The organism is Ancylobacter crimeensis, from assembly GCF_023016805.1.
Classification (GTDB): Bacteria; Pseudomonadota; Alphaproteobacteria; order Rhizobiales; family Xanthobacteraceae; genus Ancylobacter; species Ancylobacter crimeensis.
Genome location: NZ_JALKCH010000007.1, coordinates 166,270 through 185,449, shown reverse-complemented (window position 1 = coordinate 185,449; position 19,180 = coordinate 166,270). Strand labels below are relative to the sequence as shown.

18 protein-coding genes and 1 pseudogene are annotated in these 19,180 nt (G+C 67.5%); 8 read left to right on the top strand and 11 right to left on the bottom strand.

From position 1 onward, the window contains the following. Nucleotides 1-18 precede the first annotated feature (18 nt). On the bottom strand, nt 19-1,353 hold the full coding sequence (locus tag MWN34_RS12530) for a glycosyltransferase (protein WP_247029629.1): 1,335 nt from the start codon (nt 1,351-1,353) through the stop codon (nt 19-21). Between the two features lie 231 nt (nt 1,354-1,584). On the opposite strand from MWN34_RS12530, the gene MWN34_RS12525 reads away from it, so the two are divergent. Together MWN34_RS12525 and MWN34_RS12520 are read left to right on the top strand one after the other, a co-directional pair. Continuing rightward, nucleotides 1,585-2,238, top strand: a complete 654-nt coding sequence (locus MWN34_RS12525) for a nitroreductase family protein (protein ID WP_247029628.1) — start codon at nt 1,585-1,587, stop codon at nt 2,236-2,238. 769 nt (nt 2,239-3,007) lie between these two features. Next, nucleotides 3,008-3,337, top strand: coding sequence for a septal ring lytic transglycosylase RlpA family protein (locus MWN34_RS12520; protein ID WP_247029734.1), 330 nt, complete (start codon nt 3,008-3,010; stop codon nt 3,335-3,337). 762 nt (nt 3,338-4,099) lie between these two features. Here MWN34_RS12520 and MWN34_RS12515 read toward each other — a convergent pair. From MWN34_RS12515 to MWN34_RS12490, 6 genes and pseudogenes are all read right to left on the bottom strand, one after another. Further along, nucleotides 4,100-4,354 (bottom strand): annotated as a pseudogene (locus MWN34_RS12515) (MerR family transcriptional regulator); the annotation flags it as partial. A 170-nt stretch (nt 4,355-4,524) separates the two neighbouring features. After that, nucleotides 4,525-4,836 carry an integration host factor subunit alpha gene (locus tag MWN34_RS12510; protein WP_247029627.1) on the bottom strand — a complete coding sequence of 104 codons (312 nt, stop codon included), beginning with the start codon at nt 4,834-4,836 and terminating at the stop codon, nt 4,525-4,527. A gap of 136 nt (nt 4,837-4,972) precedes the next feature. Next, nucleotides 4,973-5,953 carry a beta-ketoacyl-ACP synthase III gene (locus MWN34_RS12505; protein WP_247029626.1) on the bottom strand — a complete coding sequence of 327 codons (981 nt, stop codon included), beginning with the start codon at nt 5,951-5,953 and terminating at the stop codon, nt 4,973-4,975. Continuing rightward, complete coding sequence (gene plsX, locus MWN34_RS12500; RefSeq protein ID WP_247029625.1) at nt 5,950-7,038, bottom strand: phosphate acyltransferase PlsX; 1,089 nt, start codon at nt 7,036-7,038, stop codon at nt 5,950-5,952. Before plsX ends, MWN34_RS12505 begins: the two co-directional genes overlap by 4 nt. 151 nt (nt 7,039-7,189) lie before the next feature. Beyond that, nucleotides 7,190-7,720, bottom strand: a complete 531-nt coding sequence (locus tag MWN34_RS12495; RefSeq protein WP_247029624.1) for a YceD family protein — start codon at nt 7,718-7,720, stop codon at nt 7,190-7,192. Then, a complete protein-coding gene (locus MWN34_RS12490; RefSeq protein WP_247029623.1) occupies nt 7,717-8,292 on the bottom strand; it encodes a ubiquinol-cytochrome C chaperone family protein in 576 nt (191 codons plus the stop codon). Before MWN34_RS12490 ends, MWN34_RS12495 begins: the two co-directional genes overlap by 4 nt. A gap of 311 nt (nt 8,293-8,603) precedes the next feature. Between MWN34_RS12490 and MWN34_RS12485 the strand changes: the two genes are divergently transcribed. Beyond that, nucleotides 8,604-9,143, top strand: coding sequence for an outer membrane protein assembly factor BamE (locus MWN34_RS12485; protein ID WP_425532104.1), 540 nt, complete (start codon nt 8,604-8,606; stop codon nt 9,141-9,143). Between the two features lie 244 nt (nt 9,144-9,387). Here MWN34_RS12485 and MWN34_RS12480 read toward each other — a convergent pair whose 3' ends face one another. The 3 genes from MWN34_RS12480 to MWN34_RS12470 form a co-directional block, all read right to left on the bottom strand. Continuing rightward, a complete protein-coding gene (locus MWN34_RS12480; RefSeq protein ID WP_247029622.1) occupies nt 9,388-10,629 on the bottom strand; it encodes an NAD(P)/FAD-dependent oxidoreductase in 1,242 nt (413 codons plus the stop codon). A 109-nt stretch (nt 10,630-10,738) separates the two neighbouring features. Then, entirely contained in the window at nt 10,739-11,503 is a 765-nt protein-coding gene (locus MWN34_RS12475; RefSeq protein WP_247029621.1) for an ABC transporter substrate-binding protein, read from the bottom strand. Between the two features lie 110 nt (nt 11,504-11,613). After that, complete coding sequence (locus MWN34_RS12470) at nt 11,614-11,976, bottom strand: VanZ family protein (RefSeq protein ID WP_247029620.1); 363 nt, start codon at nt 11,974-11,976, stop codon at nt 11,614-11,616. 227 nt (nt 11,977-12,203) lie between these two features. Between MWN34_RS12470 and MWN34_RS12465 the strand changes: the two genes are divergently transcribed. The 5 genes from MWN34_RS12465 to MWN34_RS12445 all read left to right on the top strand — a co-directional run bounded on the left by MWN34_RS12465 (nt 12,204) and on the right by MWN34_RS12445 (nt 17,476). Then, entirely contained in the window at nt 12,204-13,427 is a 1,224-nt protein-coding gene (locus MWN34_RS12465; protein WP_247029619.1) for an MFS transporter, read from the top strand. 77 nt (nt 13,428-13,504) lie between these two features. Then, nucleotides 13,505-14,026, top strand: coding sequence for a hypothetical protein (locus tag MWN34_RS12460; protein WP_247029618.1), 522 nt, complete (start codon nt 13,505-13,507; stop codon nt 14,024-14,026). Between the two features lie 135 nt (nt 14,027-14,161). Further along, complete coding sequence (gene speB, locus MWN34_RS12455; RefSeq protein WP_247029617.1) at nt 14,162-15,217, top strand: agmatinase; 1,056 nt, start codon at nt 14,162-14,164, stop codon at nt 15,215-15,217. Between the two features lie 2 nt (nt 15,218-15,219). Next, nucleotides 15,220-16,047, top strand: coding sequence for a carbon-nitrogen hydrolase family protein (locus tag MWN34_RS12450; protein ID WP_247029616.1), 828 nt, complete (start codon nt 15,220-15,222; stop codon nt 16,045-16,047). Nucleotides 16,048-16,102: 55 nt separating this feature from the next. Further along, nucleotides 16,103-17,476, top strand: a complete 1,374-nt coding sequence (locus MWN34_RS12445) for a sensor domain-containing diguanylate cyclase (RefSeq protein WP_247029615.1) — start codon at nt 16,103-16,105, stop codon at nt 17,474-17,476. Between the two features lie 110 nt (nt 17,477-17,586). Here MWN34_RS12445 and oxlT read toward each other — a convergent pair whose 3' ends face one another. Then, on the bottom strand, nt 17,587-18,918 hold the full coding sequence (gene oxlT / locus MWN34_RS12440) for an oxalate/formate MFS antiporter (RefSeq protein ID WP_247029614.1): 1,332 nt from the start codon (nt 18,916-18,918) through the stop codon (nt 17,587-17,589). Nucleotides 18,919-19,180: the final 262 nt, after the last annotated feature.

Below are 19,180 nucleotides of genomic sequence, written 5' to 3'. Positions count from 1 at the left end.
AGCCCCGCCTCTCGCCTGCTACGCCCTCACCCGGTCCCGCAGCGCGTAGATCGGCCGCATCAGGCGGCGCCGCAGACGGCGGAAGAAGGTGTTGCGGCGTGCGTTCGCCTGATCCAGCCGACGGGTGAGATCCGCGATGCGGGCGTCGAGCGTGCCCTGCATCGCGGCGAACGCCTCCCGTGCGGCCCGGGTTTCCTGCCGTTGCTGTTCCAGCGCCTCGGTGGCGCGGGCGCTTTCCGCTTCCCTCGCGCCAATCTCAGCTCGCGCCTCGCCGAGCGCCGCATCGAGCTGGTGCAGGCGGTCTCGCGTCTCGTCCAGTTGCGCGACCACCTGATGCCAGTTCGTTTCGAAATGGCCGACCGTCTTCTTCAGCCCCACGAGAAAGCGGGACGTGCCGGCCACCATATCGTCGAGCGCAGCCGGCCCGTCCGCGACGGCGAGGCGATATTGCTCTTCCCAGCGATCCACCAGCGTCTCCATGCCGGCTTCGGCGCGCACCAGGGCCGCCGTGCGCGCGACCTCGCCGACCTCGAGCGAATCCAGCGCCGCCCCCGCCGCCTCCATCGTCACCGGCCTGCCGGCGATGATCGCGAGGCCGAGATTGCCGGCATGCTGGCGCGGCAGGCTTTCGGTGGTAACCGCGCCATCCATGCCGCGCGGGTCGGCGACGATCACCGCGCAGCCGCAGGCCAGCGCTTCCAGCGCGGAACGGCCCAGGGCGAAGACGATGTCGTAGCCGGGCAGCACCTCCGGCGCGCGATCGGTGCTGTTGCCCATGCCTGCTCCGATCGCATGGAAGGCGATGCCGCGGCTTTCGCAGGCCGTGCGCAGCACTTTCAGTGCCGGGGCGTCCGGGGCCCACGTGTTCCCATAGGCCAGCGCGCTCTTCAGCAGCGCGCCGTCGGGGCGGCGATGACGGAAGCGGGTGAGGTCGACCGCATTGGGAATGATGACGACGCGCTCTGGCGCAATCCCGGAGGTGACGAGATATTCCCGCGTCAGGGTGCTGACGGCGACATAGCGCCGGATGGAGGGCAGGCTCAGCGGCGCCTCCTGCCAGGGCAGCCAGCCGTGGCAGGCATGAACGATCGGCGCGGAGGGGAACCGCAGCGCCGCAGCCGCGACATCGAGGTGATGGTGGCCATGGATGACGTCCGGCGACTCGGTGAGAGCCTCGAGATCGCCGATGACGGGCACTCCATGCGCCCTCAGTTCCTGCGCCAGCGGCCCGAGCAGCGAACTGTACGCAACCACCTTGTGGCCACGCCGCTGCAGGTGCGTCGCGATATCGAACACATAGAGTTCGCTACCGGCATGGTAGGCGAGCGTGTTGTTGGTGATGAGGATACGCATGGAGGCGCTACCAAGATCATGCGGGCGACTGCGAAAGCATCGGCTCGAGCAGGTCTGACCCGGAACACGGACGATTCCCTACGGAAGGCCCAGCCCAGAGTGCCAACTTCTCCAAATAAGAAAAGTTATACGTTGGAGAGACCCGGCGATCCGCGGACCGCCTGCCATGGCCGCGCTCCGCCGGCCGGGCTAGGATGCCGACCGAAATCACACAGCAGCGGCCGCCCGACCATGAACGACCACACCACCCGCCATCACGGCACCGGCAAGCCGGTGGAAGCGACGGCGGCACCGGCACCGGAGAGCCTCGTCCCCTGCCCGGTCATGATCGAGCGCCTCGCCACCCGGCGTTCGCCGCCACTGCGCAGCCTTGGCGGGCCAGGGCCTTCGGCGCAAGAGCTGGATCTGCTGCTGCGCCTCGCCATCCGCACGCCGGACCACGGCCGGCTGGCGCCGTGGCGGCTCATCATCCTCGAAGGCGAGGCGCGGGCCGAGCTCGGCGCGCGGCTGGATGCGCTTTATGCGCGGCAGAACCCGGAGATGGCGGCCGGCAAGAGCGACATGTGGCAGCTCTACCTGATGCGCGCGCCGCTGACGGTGGTGCTGGTGAGCCGGCCGGACCGGACGGCAAAGGTGCCGGAGTGGAACCAGGCGCTCTCCGCCGGTGCGGTCGGCATGGCGCTCACGATCGCGGCGTCTGCGCTGGGGTTCGTCAGCCAGTGGCTGCTGAAATGGCCGGGCCGCGACCCGGAGGCGGCGGCGCTGCTCGGTGTCGGGCCGCAGGAGAAGGTGGCCGGCTTCCTCCATATCGGTCGCCCGACCCAGACGACACCGGACCGGCCCCGCCCGGACCTCGCCGATGTCGTGAGCCGCTGGACGCCGTGATATCCCGCGGCCTGCCGACCCCCGCCGCCTGCGTTTCCAGGCCCAAGGAGATGCCCCGTGCGAGCAGCGCGGTGCGGAAGCCGTCGATCGGTCGGTGGCACAGCGCATGGCCATCCACGCGCCGAACGCTCCGCCGATCGCGGCGCCTGCAATCCGATCCTTTCTCCGAAAGCAACGTCTCGGCCTCGCGCATGGGGCAATTCCGGCGGCGCCGAAAATGTCGGGCGCCTCCTGCCAGACGGCGGCGAATTCGTGACCGGACGGGTTGGTCGGCCCGAAACCCCTCACCTATGGGGAGCGCCCCGAGGCAGCGCCTCGAAAACGCCGCGTAATCCACCGTTTCGCGCAGATCCGCCGGCCGGAAGATGGAATGTCGCGAAGGCATTTCATCGTCCAAGAGGCTATAGAAAATAAGGCAGAAAGACGACCCGATCTTGGCATCAGATTCGTTGTCAATCTCTCCTCATTTGGCCTGTCAAGTAAGACGAAATTCCTGAAGTTGATCCCAGCCTCATCTTGGGCTAGGACAGCGGCGGGGATGTCAATCATATGAAGAGGTATTGGTCAGCCAGCCCGCTGACCTATGACCGTCCTGAACTCAGGTCCGGTCCTCTTCCACTGCCGCGAAACAGGGGTTGGATCACGGCAAGGGAACCGTACATTGCAGATAGTGACCACGCCGAACGGTCGTGCCCTCGGGCCGTCCGTGAAGATCGCTGCACGTCGTCTCGTGCCCACCGTTTTTGCGCAGCGTGCCGTGTTTGTTGCCCTGGGCTGCCTGTGCACCGCACCGGCCTTCGCGCAGGAGCCGGCACTGAAGACCGGCAGCGGCATGGCCTCCTATTACGGCTATCGCGGCAAGACCGCGAATGGGGAGCGCCACAGCGCCGCCGCGATGACCGCGGCCCACCGTTCGCTGCCCTTCGGAACCCATGTGCGGGTGACCAATACCAGCAACGGCAAGTCTGTCGTGGTCCGCATCAATGATCGCGGCCCCTTCGTGCGCGGGCGTGTGATCGACGTGTCGACCGCCGCAGCCGACGCTCTCGGCTTCCGCAGCAAAGGCGTGGCCAAGGTCAAGCTGGCCGTGGTCGACTGAACGGCAGGATCGGCGCAGACGCCCTGCCCGCCTCGCCCGCGGGCAGGCAGATGCGCGGGTCTCACGACGTTCGAGCGTGGCAACGCCCCGGTGTCAGTTCCGGGGCATCAGCGCGTTTTCCAGCATGTGCCGGCATTCGTGCAGCTCGTTGAGCGTCGCTTTCAGCCGGCGCAGGTCCTCATGGGTCAGGCCGGGGCGTTCCGCACCCGCCGACGCATGGACGGATCCCGTCCCGACACCGTCCCTCAACGCAGCGGGTGCCGGCGCAGGTTGCGCGTTGGCCGGCGCCGCGGTTGAAGGTGAAGCCGCTGTCGGGACGGGTTGCGGGACGGGTTGCGGCGCCTGCCCAACCAGTGTCCCGCTGGCCGGCTCGACCGGCCATTCGGCGTGTTCCGGCGTCATCCGACCGGCAGCATGTCGCGCGAGTCGAGCGGCGTGGCCGGGCGAAGGCTCCGCCTCCTGCCGCACCAGCACCGACGGCGGCGCCGGCCGATCGGCATCGCGCGAAAGCACCGGCTCCTGCCGCGTCTCCCTCATTTGCAAGGCGGCGATGTCCGGCTCGTCCTCGCGCACAGTGGCGTGCGCCTCGCTGTGCCGCGCCCGGCGCGAGGGCAACAGGTTCAGCAAGCCGCCCAGCCCGCCGCTTTTCGGCGCCTCGGTGCCCGCCATGACCTCGCGGATGGAAGGCGCGCCGCTCGGGGCCGAGGGAACCGGCGGAGGGCTTGCCGCCTCGGCCTCGATTTCCCCGCCCTGACCGATGATCTGCACCTGGCGCAGCCCCTGCTCCTTCAGAATGCGCTGCACCCCGCGGATCGTATAGCCCTCGCTGTAGAGAAGATGGCGGATGCCGCGCAGGAGCTCGATATCGTCCGGCCGGTAATAGCGCCGGCCGCCGCCGCGTTTCAGCGGGCGAATCTGCGGGAAGCGCGTCTCCCAGAAGCGGAGCACATGCTGCGGCAGGTCGAGGTCGTCCGCGACCTCGCTGATCGTGCGAAAGGCGTCGGGTCCCTTCTCCACGGCCGGCTACTCCCGCGGCTGGCACCGGGTCTGGGCCGGATGCCACACGGCATCCCTCCGGTGCTCGGTTACGCTGGACCCGCCGGCTGATACGCCGCACGGGCCGGATTCGCCGTCAGGATAGCACGCTCCGATGCATCATGCGCATCATCGCGAAAAAGCCTTATGCGTTACTCGTCCTCGGCTTCGGAGAGGCCGTTGATCTGCTGCTTGAGGATGTTGGACGGCTTGAACACCATGACCCGGCGCGGCGCGATCGGCACCTCCTCGCCGGTCTTCGGGTTGCGCCCGATGCGCTCGCCCTTCTGGCGCACGACGAAGGAACCGAAGGAGGAGAGTTTCACCGTCTCGCCGCGGGCAACGCAATCGGCGATCTCGCTGAGAACGGTCTCCACCAGCGCCGCGGATTCGGTTCGCGACAGGCCAACCCGCTGATAGACCGCCTCGCACAGATCCGCACGCGTGATCGTCCGACCGCTCATGGTGTTCTCCCCCTCGCCCCGACGTCGATACCGGTCCGGGCCCGGCTCGCATCTCGTGATTGTCCCGTGCAGCGTAGGCGGCTGCGCGTGCTGCGGTCAACGCTTCGGTTGGCTGCCGCACGCCCCCTTTTCGATGTCACCAGCGCACCAGCGCCGAACCCCACGTGAAGCCGCCGCCCATCGCTTCCAGAAGCACCATGTCGCCCTGCTTGATGCGGCCATCCGCATAAGCGGTGGCCAGCGCGAGCGGAATCGATGCAGCGGAGGTGTTGCCGTGCACGTCGACCGTCACCACCACCTTCTCCGGCGCGATGCCCAGCTTCGCCGCGCTCGCGTCGATGATGCGCCGGTTCGCCTGGTGCGGCACGAACCAGTCGAGGCTCTGCGCATCGACGCCTGTGGCGGCGAAGGCGTCCTCGATCACGTCCGTGATCATGCCGACCGCATGGCGGAACACCTCGCGGCCCTCCATGCGCAGATAGCCGGTCGAGCGGGTGGAAGACACGCCGCCATCGACATAGAGCTTGTGCTTGTGCCGTCCGTCCGAGCGCAGATGGCTGGTGAGCACGCCCCGCGCGCCCGTGTCGGCGGGGTCGGTCGGCACCGCCTCCAGCACCAGCGCGCCGGCGCCGTCGCCGAACAGCACGCAGGTGGTGCGGTCCGACCAGTCGAGGATACGCGAGAAGGTTTCCGCCCCGATCACCAGCGCACGCCTGTAGGCGCCGGACTTCAGGAAATTGTCCGCCGTCGCCAGCGCGAAGACGAAGCCGGAACAGACCGCCTGCAGATCGAAGGCCGCGCCGTGGGTGATGCCGAGCCCGGCCTGCACCGTCACCGCCGTGGCGGGGAAGGTGTTGTCCGGAGTGGAGGTGGCCAGCACGATGAGGTCGATGTCGTCGCCCGAGAGACCGGCGTCGGCCAGCGCCGCGCGGGCGGCATGGATCGCGAGATCGGATGTCACCTCGCCCTCGGCGGCGATGTGCCGCTCGCGGATGCCGGTGCGCTGGACGATCCATTCGTCGGAAGTGTCCACCATCTGCGCGAGATCGGCATTGGTGAGGGTGCGGGCCGGCAGGTAGGAGCCGATGCCACGCACGACGGAACGGTATGTACTCACGATTGAACCTGCAGATCGTCCGAGGAAACGCTCTCGGCCGCAGCAGGAGCGTCGCCGCCGGAGGCGCGGGGCCGCTCGCTGATGTTCGCTTCGATGCGGGAGAGGAGCTGGTAGCGCACCATGTCGTATCCGATGTCGACCGCCGAGGCGAAGCCTTCGGCATCGGTTCCACCATGGCTCTTGATCACGACCCCGTTGAGGCCGAGGAAAACCCCGCCATTGGAACGGCGGGGATCGAGCTTCTCGCGCAGCGCGCGGAAGGCGCCGCGGGCGAGCAGATAGCCGAGCTTGTTGATCCAGCTCCGGTTGATGGCGTCGCGCAGATAGTCGGCCACCTGCCGGGCGGTGCCCTCGGCGGTCTTCAGTGCGATATTGCCGGAGAAGCCTTCGGTGACGACCACGTCGACCACGCCCTTGCCGATGTCGTCGCCCTCGACGAAGCCGCGATAGTCGATGCCGGGATGGTCGGCCTCGCGCAGCGCCGCGCCCGCTTCCTTCACCTCCTCGACGCCCTTGATCTCCTCGACCCCGACATTGAGCAGGCCGACGGTCGGGCGCTCGATGTCGAAGACGATGCGGGCCATGGCGGCGCCCATCACCGCCATGTCGATGAGATGCTGGGCGCTCGCACCGATCGAGGCGCCGACATCCAACACGACGCTATCGCCGCGCCGGGTCGGCCACAGGCAGGCGATGGCGGGACGGCCAATGCCGGCCATGGTCTTGAGATTGACCTTGGCCATCGCCATCAGCGCGCCGGTATTGCCGGCGGACACCGCGCAGTCGGCTTCCTTCAGCCGCACCGCGTCGATGGCGCGCCACATCGAGGAGACCTTGCGGCCGCGGCGCAGAGCCTGGCTCGGCTTGTCGTCCATCTCGACCACGACATCGGTGTGGATGATCTCGCTGGCCGCGGCGAGACGCGGGCGGCCGGCGAGGATCTCGCGGATCTTCGCCTCGTTGCCGAACAGCAGATAGCGGATGTCCGGGTGGCGGGTCAGGGCGATCTCGGCGCCCGGCAGCACAACCTGCGGACCATGATCTCCGCCCATGACGTCGAGCGCGATGCGGACGAGCGATGACATTTAAGCGGGTTCTGTCCTGGTCAATGGATGCGGGCGGAGCGCCGGAAGCGCGGGAGGCGCATCGCATGCACCGCCCGGATACCCGAAAGGGCATGCCTCAGTCGCGGGGGCGTGACAATAGCGTGCGAACGGCTGGACGCAACAATCCGCATCAGTCCTCGTCCGGCGGCGTGGCGAGCTTCTTCAGTGCGGCAAACGGCGATTCGCTGTCCGGCCCCTCGTTCGGCCCCTCGAACACGGCCCCCGGCTTGCGCGGATAGGGATCGAGGCCGAGCGCGAGGAACTCGCATACCACGCCGCCAACATCGACCACGTCGCCGACCAGCACGTCGGGAATATCATCGCTGCCGACCTCGATCTCGGCGCCGGGGCGCGGCTCCTCGATGCGATGCTCGGGCACGAAATGCATGTCGATCTCCTCGGAGACCGGCGCATCGAACGGTTCCAGCGTCGCGACGCAGATCTGCGTCACCACCGCCTCGACATGCCCGCCAACGCGCACGCCGCCTTTGTGGTCGGGCACCAGCGTGACCTTGGCGCTCAGCGCCGGCACGCCCGGAATGCCGAAATCCTGCGCGATGGCCGCGCGCGTCGCCTCGTCAGGGGCAAGGCGGAGCGTGGTGCCGTCGTCCGGCAGGCTCGCGACGTTGACGGGATGGCTGAAGGGGAGCGCGTCGCTCATGACGAGATTCCTTGCTCGATACCGGCGGCGGGCTCGCGCGCCGGTACCTCCGGATAGGGGATTTCGCCTGCGGCGAGGCGCTCGAACGATACGGTATTCAACGCCACGATCATGGCACGCAGATGAGAGGCCAGGGCACGGGCATCCGCCGCATGGGACGGGTCGGCGGCATAGACATTGCGCAGCAGCGCATCGCCGAGGCCGGCGTCCTCCACTTCGGCGAGGCCCGCATCATAGGCGCTGACGCGGCCATAGAAGGATTCGGCGATCTTCTTCATACGCTTCGGCACGGCAAGATCGCCGACGCCCATTTCGCGCAGATTGGCGTCCATGTCGGTGCAGAAGCGGTCGAAGACGAGCTGGCCGAGCCCCCGGCGCGCCTCGTCCTCGCGCTTCAGGCGGTGGAACAATGCGAAGAGATGGAGCAGGATCATCTCGAAGCGGCCTTCGATCGTGTCCGGCACCCTGTAGGCGACATAGTATTGCGGATCGCGTGCCTGTGCCACGATCGCGCCATAGAGGCGCCCGATGGTCTCGCCCGTACCGTCGCGGCGGAAGAAACGCAGAATCATGGCCGTCCTCCCTTGGCTGTGCCGCGTTCCGGCTGTCCGCTCCCGATGCTTGCCCTGGGGGCCGACCGGTTCCATCGCGGGTTAGCGCGGGCGTGCGCGCGAGGCAAGCCCGGCCCGGTCCAAAGGCACATGCCCAGGACCGTTCTCGGCAACCCGATGCGTGCAGCCGCGATCCGCGCCGTCCGGTCCCCGAGGCGTGCGCGTGGCTGTTCCGGAATCGCCGTGGGGGCGTTTCCGGGCTTCCCTCGCCGCGGCGGTCATGGCAGAGCATCGGCATGCGGCCCGTGGCCGGCGAACTGAACGAGGTATGGATGCAGACGAAGCGCGTGGCCAATGTCGGGCGGGCCGAATTCGGGTCCGACAGGCGCCTCAAGATCGCGGGCGCCGTTTCCGCACTGATCGCCACCTTCGCCGTCGCAGCATGTTCCAACATGCCGGTCGCGACCGCCAGCCTCGGCCTGCCCCGCCAGCCGACCGGTTTCGTGACGGAGCAGCAGCGCGGCTATGTCGCGGCGGACAATGTGATGGAGCAATTGCCCATCGGCTCCAGCCAGGAGCAGGTGCTGCTGGTGCTGGGCACGCCCTCGACGGTGGCCACGGTGGATGGCGAGGTGTTCTACTACATCTCGCAGAAGACCCGTAAGGTCATGTTCATGAAGCCGGAGATCGTCGACCAGCGCGTGCTGGCGATCTATTTCGACCCCAAGGACAAGCGCGTCACCCGCATCGCCGACTACGGCATGAAGGACGGCAAGGTGTTCGACTTCGTCTCGCGCACCACTCCGACCAGCGGCAGCGAACTGTCCTTCCTCGGCCAGATCATGTCGGCAGCAGGGTTCACCGGCGGCTGACGCGGACGCCGGGTGCGCGAAAGGCCGCCCACCCGGCACACCGTCTCAACCGCCGCGGTCCTTCATCCGGTTCGCCTGCCGCCTTCGACTCATGTCGTTCCGGCACAGGCAAAGCGCGGGAACAGGATCGCCGGCGCCTCACGGAGCGCCGGCCTCCCGCGAAGATCCCGCCGCGAGAGCCATCCGAACCGGCCTCCCGGCCCGGCGCTCCATGGCCCGGCCCGTCCGGGACGAGGGCAGCGGATCACCCGAAACGGCGTGCCGAAAACGGCGCGGGATCGGCGACCGGGTCGCTTCCGGTCATCAGTTCCGCCATCAGCCGCCCCGTGACCGGGCCGAGGGTGAAGCCGAGATGCTGGTGGCCGATGGCAAGCCACAGCCCGTCGCGGCCGGGCGCGGGACCGATCACGGGCAGCATGTCCGGGAAGGCGGGGCGGTTGCCCATCCACGGTTCCGGTTCCAGCCGCGCGCCGAGCGGGAACAGGCCGCGTGCCAGCACTTCGGTGCGCTCGAGCTGCACCGGCGTCTTGCGCGAATCGCGGCGGGCGAACTCGACGCCCGTCGTCAGGCGGATGCCCGCCTCCATCGGCGTGATGACGTAGCCGCCTTCCTCGTCCAGCACCGGCCGCCGCAACCCGGCATTTCCCTGCGCGCCGTAATGCATGTGGTAGCCGCGCTTGACCTGCAGCGGCAGCTCGACGCCGAGCGGGCGCAGAAGGTCCATCGCCCATGGCCCGAGCGCGACCACGGCATTGTCGGCGACGATCGGACCGCGCGTCGTCTCCGCCCGCCACTTCCCGTTGACCCGGTCGAGCGAGCGCACGCTCGCCTCGACCAGCCGGCCGCCCATGGCGCGGAATTGTGCCGCATAGGCCTTCGTCACGCCGCCCGGGCTCGACACCGAATGCGGATCGGACCAGAGCGCCGCGCCGCGGAACACGGGCCGCAGCGAGGGCTCCAGCTCCAGCGCCTGGTCGACGGTCTTTTCCTCCGCCGTCAGCCCGTAATGCCGCGCCAGCGGAAATTCGCCGCGCTCGGCCTCAAGCCCCTGCTCGGTACGGTAGATCTTCAGCCAGCCGCCCTCGCGGAAATAATGGGTGGCATCGCTCAGCTCGGCGAGTTTGCGATGCTCGTCGACGCTGTGCGAGAGCAGGCTCTGCATCACTTCGGCATAGTGCAGGATGTGCTCGTGCGAGGAGGCGCGCCAGTACTGGAACATCCAGCGCGCCAGACCAGGCAGCGCGGAGGCGTGGTAGTGCGCGCCCGGATTGCGCCCGAGCACCACGTCCATCAGCGCGCCCAGCTTGCGCGGGAAGGCGACCGGGTAGAGGGACGCGGCCTCAACCAGACCGGCATTGCCGTAGGAGGTCTCCTCCCCCGGCCCGCGCCGGTCCACGAGCGTGACCTCCTGCCCGCGCAGGGCAAGGTTGAGGGCGATCGACGTGCCGACGATTCCGGCACCGATCACGAGCGTATCGGAAGACATGGGAAACGGCTCCAAACGCTGGGCGGCGGCTCTTCCCACTCTACACCCGGCCGGCGATGCCTTGGGGCGAGGAGTCGGCAGGCCGCCGCCCACTCTGATCCCGAACGGATCAGTAGATGTCGAAGGGGAAATATTTCGCGTTGATCTTCTTGTAGGTGCCGTCGGCGACGATTTCCTTGATCGCCTTGTTCAGCGCCTCGCGCAGCTCATTGTCTTCCTTGCGCACGGCAATGCCGGTTCCTTCGGGATTCACGTCCTTCAGGTCAGAGCCGATGAACTTGCAGCACTTGCCATCGGCGGACTTCTCGATCCACTCATACAGCACGAACTTGTCGGCCAGCACCGCATCGAGGCGGCCGGCGGCGAGGTCCGCATTGGCCTCGTCCTGCGTCGGATACAGCTTGATGTCCGCGCCCTTGTACTTCTCTTCCAGATAGATCGAGCCGGTGGTCGAGGACTGCGCGCCGATGGTCTTGCCCGTCATGGCGGCGGGCGAGATGTCGGTGATCTTGGTGTCCTTCGGGGCGATGAAGTTGCCCGGCGTCTGGTAATAGGGGTTCGTGAAGGCGACCTTCTGCTTGCGCTCCTCGGTGATCGCCATGGAGGCGATGATCGCGTCGAACTTGTTGGACAGCAGAGCGGGGATGATGCCGTCCCAGTCCTGCGCCACGAAGGTGCATTCGACGTTCATCTTCTCGCAGAGCGCCTTGCCGATCTCGACATCGAACCCGACCAACTGGCCGGAGGGATCGACCGAATTGAACGGCGGATAGGCGCCCTCGGTCCCGATGCGCACCTTCTTGATCTCGGCATTGGCAACGCCCATACCGAGCAGCAGCGCGGCGACCGTTGCGGCGAGAGTCTTCAATTTCATGATGAGTTCCCCATGGCTTTATGCCATTGGATGCCAAGCTAGAGCATGTACGCCGGAATTTGAACGGTCTTCCGCGCTTCCCGCCTCTTCAACCCGTTGAACCAAAGTCTTTATTGGCTTCGCGCCGGAGTTGCGCCGCGCTCCGACAGCCGGCGTCCGATCCACACCAGCACCACGCCCGCAGCGAAGGCAACGGCCTTCAGGCCGGCATCGTGCAGTTCGGCATGGCGGGTGGGAACGAATTCCTGCAACCATTCCAGCGCGCCGGCATATACGATGCCGGTCAGTAGCACCCAATGCAGTGCGGTCCGCACCGACACGGCGGCGCAGATGCCGAGCAGGAAAAAGGCCAGCGCCCGCTCGGCATCGGCCGAATCCGCCAGATGCGGGCGCAGCCCGATCGGGACCAGCGTGGCGGCAGCAATGGCTAATCCGACGAGAAGCGTCGAGAACAGGGCGAGGCGAGACATCATGCGCCCTTCATAACCCGCACAATCCGGCAAGCCTGAGGCCGACAATGGCCGTTCGGAAGCGGTTTCGCATGCGATGCCGGTTTTGTGACGCGTCGGTTGCAGGAGGAGATACGCGCCGCCGAACGCGTGTTATGGAAGCGCCGCCGCCACCCCCCTACCCACCGGCCGCGCCGCGCCTCGAGCGCCCCGTGTTTCGGTCGTTCCTGCCCTGCCCGGAATCCGGCATCATGTCGCTCGCTCTTTCCCCGCCCAGCCCGCGCGGCGCCTTCATCTCCGCGCTGGGGCTGGGACAGGTCTGTTCCTGGGGTTCGCTCTATTACAGTTTCCCGCTCATCGCCGAGGCGATGCGGCTGGATCTCGGCTGGTCGAAGACCGGCATCTATGGCGCCGCGACGCTGGGCCTTGTGCTGGGCGGGCTCGCCGCCTATCCGGTCGGCGCCGCGATCGACCGCGGCCACGGCCGGCTGGTGATGACGGCCGGCTCGCTGCTCGCCGGGGTGCTTCTGGCGCTATGGTCGCAGGTCCATGGCGTGATCGCATTCTATGTCTGCGTTGGCGGCATCGGACTCCTGCAGGCGGCGACGCTCTACGATCCCGCCTTTGCCGTGGTGGCGCGCCGCTCCGGGGCGCTGCACGCGCGGGCGGGCATCACCGCGCTGACGCTATGGGGCGGCTTCTCCTCCACCGTCTTCATTCCGCTGGTGCAGGCCCTTCTGGTGAATGTCGGCTGGCGCGAGACGCTGCTCGTGCTGGCAGCGGTGAATATCCTGCTCTGCGCCGGGCTCTACGGCAGCGTGATCGACCCGACGCGGGACCAGCCCGCCCCGCCTCCGCCGGAGCGGGCCCGGCCCGGCGAATCCGGCCCGGTACGATGGGTTCTGCGGCAGCCGACCTTCTGGGCGCTGGCGGTCGCGTTCACGCTCTATTCGGCGGTGTTCACCGCCTTCAGCTACCACCTCTACCCGCTTCTGAGCGAACGTGGGCTCGGCCCGGCGGGCATCGTCGCGGTGATGGCGGTGATCGGGCCGGCGCAGGTTGCGGGGCGCCTCGCGCTCTGGCTACTGGCACCGCGCGCCTCGGTGCGCAGGATCGGTGTGCTGATGGTGCCGATCTTCCCGGTGGTCATGGGCATGCTCGCCTTCGGCCCGAATGTGGTGCGGCTGCTGGTCGGGCTTGCCCTCCTGTTCGGCGCGACCAACGGCATCATGACCATCGTGCGCGGCCTCGCCATTCCCGAAATGCTGACGCCGCGCGCCTATGGCGCGGTGAACGGCCTCCTCGCCGCTCCCAGTGCCGTCAGCCGGGCGGTCGCCCCTCTCGCCATGGCGACGCTGTGGTCGCTGTCGGGCTCCTATGAGCCGGTGCTGATCATGCTCACGGTCATGAGCCTGCTGCTGACGCTGGCCTTCTGGCTTGCCGCGGCGCTGGGCCGGCGCACGCACATCCCGTGACGGGGCGTTCCTTGCAGGCCTTGCCGCGGGGGCCCGGCACGCTCACATAAGCACTTCCGCTCCAGATACGCTGTCGCATGACCTCTCCCAAGCGCACCCCCCTGATACGCCTGCTGCTGTTGCCGCTGCAGCTGCTGTTCGGCGCGTTCATCCTGCTGGACGATCTGGCCCGGCCGGTCTACCGGCCGATCCTCGCCTATGTCGCTTCACTGGGCCTGGTGAAGCGCTTCGAAGCCTTCGTCGCCGCGCGCGGGCGCTACACGGTGCTTCTGCTGCTGGCGGTGCCGTTCGCCATCGTCGAGCCGGCCAAGGTCATCGCACTCATCCACATGGCGGAGGGGCACGTCTGGGGCGGCATTGTGGAACTCGCGATGGCCTATCTGCTCAGTTTCATCGTGGTTGAGCGCATCCTCCACGCCGGGCGCCCGCAGCTCATGAGCTTTCCCTGGTTCGCCTGGGGCATGAACCTGATGGAAAGCGTGCGGCGGGCGATCACCGACTGGGTCACCGGCACGCGACTCTGGCAGGCCATCATGCAGATGCGCGAGCGCCTGCGCCGGATGATCGGCCGCTCGGCCGGCGCGGGCCGGAATCGCTGATCCCGATCCATGGCCGACGCTCTTCGAGCGAGTGCCCCGCGCAAAAATGTGGCGCGCTGCTCCTCTTTCACGCTCCCGCCGTCGCGCCAGTCCGGCTAGTCTGCGCACCCTGTTCGGTGAAGTGGAAGGCTTGCCATGTGGGACGACAAGAAGCTCGCGAAGATCCGCGCCAAATATGAAGGCATCTCCGGCGGCGTGGTGTTCGATCCGACCTTCAAGAAGGTCGCCGAGCTGCAGTTCAAGGACGGCGCCCGCCGCGTCTGGCCCTGGGCCAATGCCGCGACGCTGCTCGGCGCGCCCTATCGTCCCGATGCGCCCGATCTTCCCGATTTCGGCGGCCTCGACATCGCGCTGATCGGCGTGCCGATGGATCTCGGCGTCACCAACCGTGCCGGCTCGCGCCTCGGGCCGCGCGCGGTGCGCGCCATCGAGCGGATCGGGCCCTATGAGCATGTGCTCAAGATGGTGCCGGCGGCCGAAGTGAACGTCGCCGATGTCGGCGACCTGCCCTTCCGCAGCCGCTTCAGCCTGGAAAGCTGCCACGAGGACATCGAGGCCTTCTACAAAAAGATCGTTGCAGCCGGCGTGCTGCCGCTTTCGGTGGGCGGTGACCATTCCATCACCGGCTCCATCCTCAAGGCGGTCGGCGAGAAGCGGCCCGTCGGCATGCTCCACATCGACGCGCATTGCGACACCAGCGGCGACTATGAGGGCTCGAAGTTCCACCATGGCGGCCCCTTCCGCAAGGCGGTGCTCGACGGGGTGCTCGACCCCGAGCGCACCATCCAGATCGGCATTCGCGGCGGCGCCGAGTTCCTGTGGGAGTTCTCCTACGAGACCGGCATGACCGTGATCCACGCCGAGGAGGTCACCGGCCTCGGCATTTCCGCCATCATCGAAAAGGCGAAGCAGGTGCTCGGCGACGGGCCGACCTATGTGTCCTTCGATGTCGACAGCCTTGACCCGGCCTTTGCCCCCGGCACCGGAACGCCGGAAATCGGCGGCCTCACCTCGCGCGAGGTGCTGGAGATCCTGCGCGGCCTCAACGGGCTGAACGTCGTCGGCGGCGACGTGGTGGAGGTGGCCCCGCAATACGATCCGACCAGCAACACCGCCCATGCCGCGGCGCAGGTGCTGTTCGACATCTTCTGCATGTCGGTGACAGCGCTCCAGGCGCGCAAGGCGGCGTGAAGATGACGAAACACGACACCCTGCGCCTCGCGCTGCTGCAGACCGCCGGCGATCCCGGCAACAGCACCGCGGCCAATCTCGATCGGCTGGCCGCGGCCGCGGCCGAAGCCGCCGCACGCGGTGCCGGCCTTCTCGTCGCGCCGGAGATGTTCCTCTCCGGCTACGCGATCGGCCGGGAAGCGGCCGCGCGTGCCGCCGAACCCCTGGACGGGCCGAGTGCCCGACGCGCGGCGGAGATTGCTCGGCGATACGGCATCGCGCTCGCCTATGGCTATCCCGAACGCGATCCGGACGGCGCAATCTACAACGCCGCGCTGCTGATCGGCGCTGACGGGCAGACGCTGCTGAACTACCGCAAGACCCATCTCTTCGGCGATCTCGACCGATCGATGTTCGCCGCCGGCGACACGCTTGGCCGCGTGGCACGGGTCGGCGGCTTCACCGTGGGACTGCTCATCTGCTACGACGTGGAATATCCCGAGGCGGTGCGCACCCTCGCTCTGGCGGGTGCCGACCTCGTGGTGGTGCCGACCGCCAACATGAAGCCCTACGCGCATGTCTCGCACCTTCTGGTCCCGGCGCGGGCGTGCGAGAACAAGGTCTATGTCGCCTATGCCAACCGGGTGGGCAGCGAGGGTGCGCTGGACTATCTCGGGCTGAGCTGCGTGGCCGACCCCGATGGCGCGAATATCCTGCTTGCGGGCGAGGAAGACGGCCTGTTCTTCGCCGATGTACAGCGCGCGCGGCTCGATACGGCGCTCAACGCCTATATGACCGACCGGCGGCCCGACCTCTATCGCTCGCTTTCCCAAGCGGTACCCACATCCTGATTTTTCCGCACGCCCGGGATCGACAACCCGCGAGGTGCCGCGCACAATCTGCGGTATGCATAACTGGGTTCATGCGATTGATGCGGCGATCCTCATTGTCCGCGCCGCCGACTTCCAGACGCTGGCACTGAATCGCCGGGCTCACATCCTGCTCGCCGTTCCGCCGGGAATCGCCCTGCCCCGCCCGGTCGCCGAGATCGTGCCGCTGGCCAGCTCCGCCGATTTCGGCGCGCAGTTAACCGCGGCGCTCGACGAGGTGCGCCACGGCTTCTTCATCGAACTGTGCGGGGATGTCTCCAATCGCCTCGTCCATTGCAGCATCGGCTTTCTCGATGGTGCCTATGCGCTCACGCTGGAAGAAAAGCTGCCGCTCTCGCTGCGCGACGACCTCATCAAGATCGTGGACCAGATCCCGGTTGGCATCGAGATCTACGATGCGGAGATGCAGGGCCTGTTCTTCAACAAGGCCTCGGACGAACTCTTTCTCTACGAAGAACGGCACATCCTGAATTTCGACGACTGGTGGGAATGCGGCTTCCCTGACGAGGCGGAACGCACCGCCGCCCGCGCGGAATGGAAGGCGCAGCTCCAGCTCGCCCGCGCCGAACCGGGACGTCTCCAGTTCAGCGAATGGAGCGTGCGCTGCCGGGATGGCACGCAGCGCATCGTGCAGTTCCGCTATCGCTGGATCGGCCAATACTGCGTCCTGGCGCTATGGGACGTGACCAGCCAGCGCGAGACCGAGCGCGAGCTGCGCCACCTCGCCGTGTCCGATCCGCTCACCGGGCTCTGGAACCGGCGGCGATTCGAACAGGAGGCGGTGAGCGAGGTGGCGCGGCGCGGACGCAGCGGCCTCAGCCTCGTGCTCATCGATATCGACAACTTCAAGGTAATCAACGACACGCACGGCCATCCGGTCGGCGACGAGGTTCTGCGGGAGGTCTCGCGCCGTCTGGAGACAAGTCTGCGGAGCAACGATCTTCTCGCGCGGATCGGCGGGGAAGAATTCGCCGTGCTGCTGCCCGGCGTGGAACCGGACGATGCCGCCGACATCTGCGGGCGGCTGCTCGGTGCCATCGCCGACGTACCGATAAACGTCAATGGGCAGTCGCTCGCCGTGACGGTAAGCATCGGTTGCGCCTCGCTGGACGGCATCGACGACAGCGGCGAGCTCATCGCCCGGGCCGACCGGGCGCTCTACCGGGCCAAGGCCGCCGGCCGCAACCGGATCTGCCAGCATGAAGCCCGTCAGGCGACGGATGACTGCGACACCGGCGCGCTTCCCGCCCGCCCACTGGCGGTGACGAAGGCGATCGAGAGACCGATCGGCTTGCCCGCATCTCAGGCGGCAGTCGAAGCCGGCCCGGCCCGGGCGATCCCCGCCATCGCCGAAGAGGCGCTCGATCCGCGCAACCGGACCGCCGACTGAACCGCGCCGCCGGTGGAGCGTCCGCCGTCATTTCCCAGTTGCCGTCACCCCCAAAAAGCAACGGCCCCGGCATTGCCGGGGCCGTGCGTCTCAATGCTGGAGGCAGGCGATCAGCCGACCGCGCCGCCGGACTGCACCTTGCCGGAGAGGCTCGACTCCTGCTCGGCCGCGCGGGCCGAACGGGCGATATGCGCGCTGCGGACCGGCTTCAGGACGAACATGGCGAGGAACGCCGCGGTCGCATTGAAGGCCACCGCGATGGCGAACACCGCGTACCAGCCATAGGAGGCGGCAACGATGCCGGCGAAGGGAACCAGCAGCGCCGCGGTGCCCTTGGCGGTGTAGAGCATGCCGGCATTGGTGGCGGCGAACTTCGAGCCGAAGGTGTCGCCGGCGGTGGCCGGGAACAGGCTGTAGATCTCGCCGAACACGCCGAAGAAGCAGGCGGTCGCGATCACGAACACCACCGGGTTGCTGCCGTGATAGACGAGCAGCAGCAGCATGGCCGCAGCCGTGCCGAAGGCGATGAACATGGTGTTCTCACGGCCGATGCGGTCGGAGATGAAGCCGAACAGCGGGCGGCCGAAGCCGTCGAAGATACGGTCGAGCGAGATGGCGAGTGTCAGGGCCACGGCCTGCAGGCCGAGGATGTTGACGGGCTGGTTGGCGACGCCGAGATCCTTGGCGATCGGGGCGATCTGCGCGGCAGCCATCAGGCCACCCGAGGCGACCAGCACGAACATGAGATAGAGCAGCCAGAACACCGGCTTGCGCAGGGTCTCGCCCGGGCGGTAGTCGACCTTGGTCTGGGGCAGGCCAGTCTGCTTCTTCGGCGCGGCGATCTTGAGCTTGGGCGGATAGATGAACAGCGCGAGCACCAGCACGACCAGGCCCTGGCCGATGCCGAAGCGGAAGAACGCGGTCTGGTAGCCGTGGCTGGCGATCATCGCGGCGATCGGCACGACGGTGAGCGCGGCGCCGGCACCGAAGCCGGCAGCGGTGGCGCCGGCAGCGAGGCCGCGGCGATAGGGAAACCACTTCAGCGCGTTACCGACGCAGGTGCCGTACACCGAACCGGCGCCGATACCGCCGCACACCGCGGCGAGGTACAGCATGGTGAGGCTGTCGGCATAGGAGTTCAGCACCCAGGACAAGGTGATCATGACCGCACCGAACATCAGAACGATGCGCGGGCCGTACTTGTCGACGAACCAGGCTTCGACCGGAACCAGCCAGGTTTCGGTGACGACGAACACGGTGAAGGCGGTCTGGATCGCGGCGCGACCCCAGCCATGAGCCTGGTCGATCGGGTCGACGAACAGCGTCCAGCCATATTGCAGGTTCGCGATCATCGCCATGCAGACGATGCCGCAGGCAAGCTGAACCCACGGCTCCCAGCTGCGGACCGTCAATTCGGGAGTGTCTTTAGTGATGGTGGTCATCGGTTTCCTCACCTTGCTGGTCCCGCAGCTCTTTTTATCCGGCTGCTTAGGGCGAATCCGACGGCTTATCGCCGCCGCGGGCGTGCTACCGCCAATGCACCCGCCTCACCTGTCCCCTCCGGATTCCCGCGCGTGGCCGAAGCACAGCGACAGGAAAGGTGACGTTCGGTAAGTCAGATCGATGTCATCGCGGTGGTACACCTTATACAATCCACAAATATCACGTTTTGTCGCACATTCAACTCAGAACCGCGTGTATTCG

Coding starts and splice junctions, on each gene's coding strand:
- MWN34_RS12530 (WP_247029629.1), bottom strand. CDS start 1,353: ATGCGTATCCTCATCACCAACAACACGCTCGCCTACCATGCCGGTAGC.
- MWN34_RS12525 (WP_247029628.1), top strand. CDS start 1,585: ATGAACGACCACACCACCCGCCATCACGGCACCGGCAAGCCGGTGGAA.
- MWN34_RS12510 (WP_247029627.1), bottom strand. CDS start 4,836: ATGAGCGGTCGGACGATCACGCGTGCGGATCTGTGCGAGGCGGTCTAT.
- plsX (WP_247029625.1), bottom strand. CDS start 7,038: ATGTCATCGCTCGTCCGCATCGCGCTCGACGTCATGGGCGGAGATCAT.
- MWN34_RS12495 (WP_247029624.1), bottom strand. CDS start 7,720: ATGAGCGACGCGCTCCCCTTCAGCCATCCCGTCAACGTCGCGAGCCTG.
- MWN34_RS12490 (WP_247029623.1), bottom strand. CDS start 8,292: ATGATTCTGCGTTTCTTCCGCCGCGACGGTACGGGCGAGACCATCGGG.
- MWN34_RS12485 (WP_425532104.1), top strand. CDS start 8,604: ATGCAGACGAAGCGCGTGGCCAATGTCGGGCGGGCCGAATTCGGGTCC.
- MWN34_RS12480 (WP_247029622.1), bottom strand. CDS start 10,629: ATGTCTTCCGATACGCTCGTGATCGGTGCCGGAATCGTCGGCACGTCG.
- MWN34_RS12475 (WP_247029621.1), bottom strand. CDS start 11,503: ATGAAATTGAAGACTCTCGCCGCAACGGTCGCCGCGCTGCTGCTCGGT.
- MWN34_RS12470 (WP_247029620.1), bottom strand. CDS start 11,976: ATGATGTCTCGCCTCGCCCTGTTCTCGACGCTTCTCGTCGGATTAGCC.
- MWN34_RS12465 (WP_247029619.1), top strand. CDS start 12,204: ATGTCGCTCGCTCTTTCCCCGCCCAGCCCGCGCGGCGCCTTCATCTCC.
- MWN34_RS12460 (WP_247029618.1), top strand. CDS start 13,505: ATGACCTCTCCCAAGCGCACCCCCCTGATACGCCTGCTGCTGTTGCCG.
- speB (WP_247029617.1), top strand. CDS start 14,162: ATGTGGGACGACAAGAAGCTCGCGAAGATCCGCGCCAAATATGAAGGC.
- MWN34_RS12450 (WP_247029616.1), top strand. CDS start 15,220: ATGACGAAACACGACACCCTGCGCCTCGCGCTGCTGCAGACCGCCGGC.
- MWN34_RS12445 (WP_247029615.1), top strand. CDS start 16,103: ATGCATAACTGGGTTCATGCGATTGATGCGGCGATCCTCATTGTCCGC.
- oxlT (WP_247029614.1), bottom strand. CDS start 18,918: ATGACCACCATCACTAAAGACACTCCCGAATTGACGGTCCGCAGCTGG.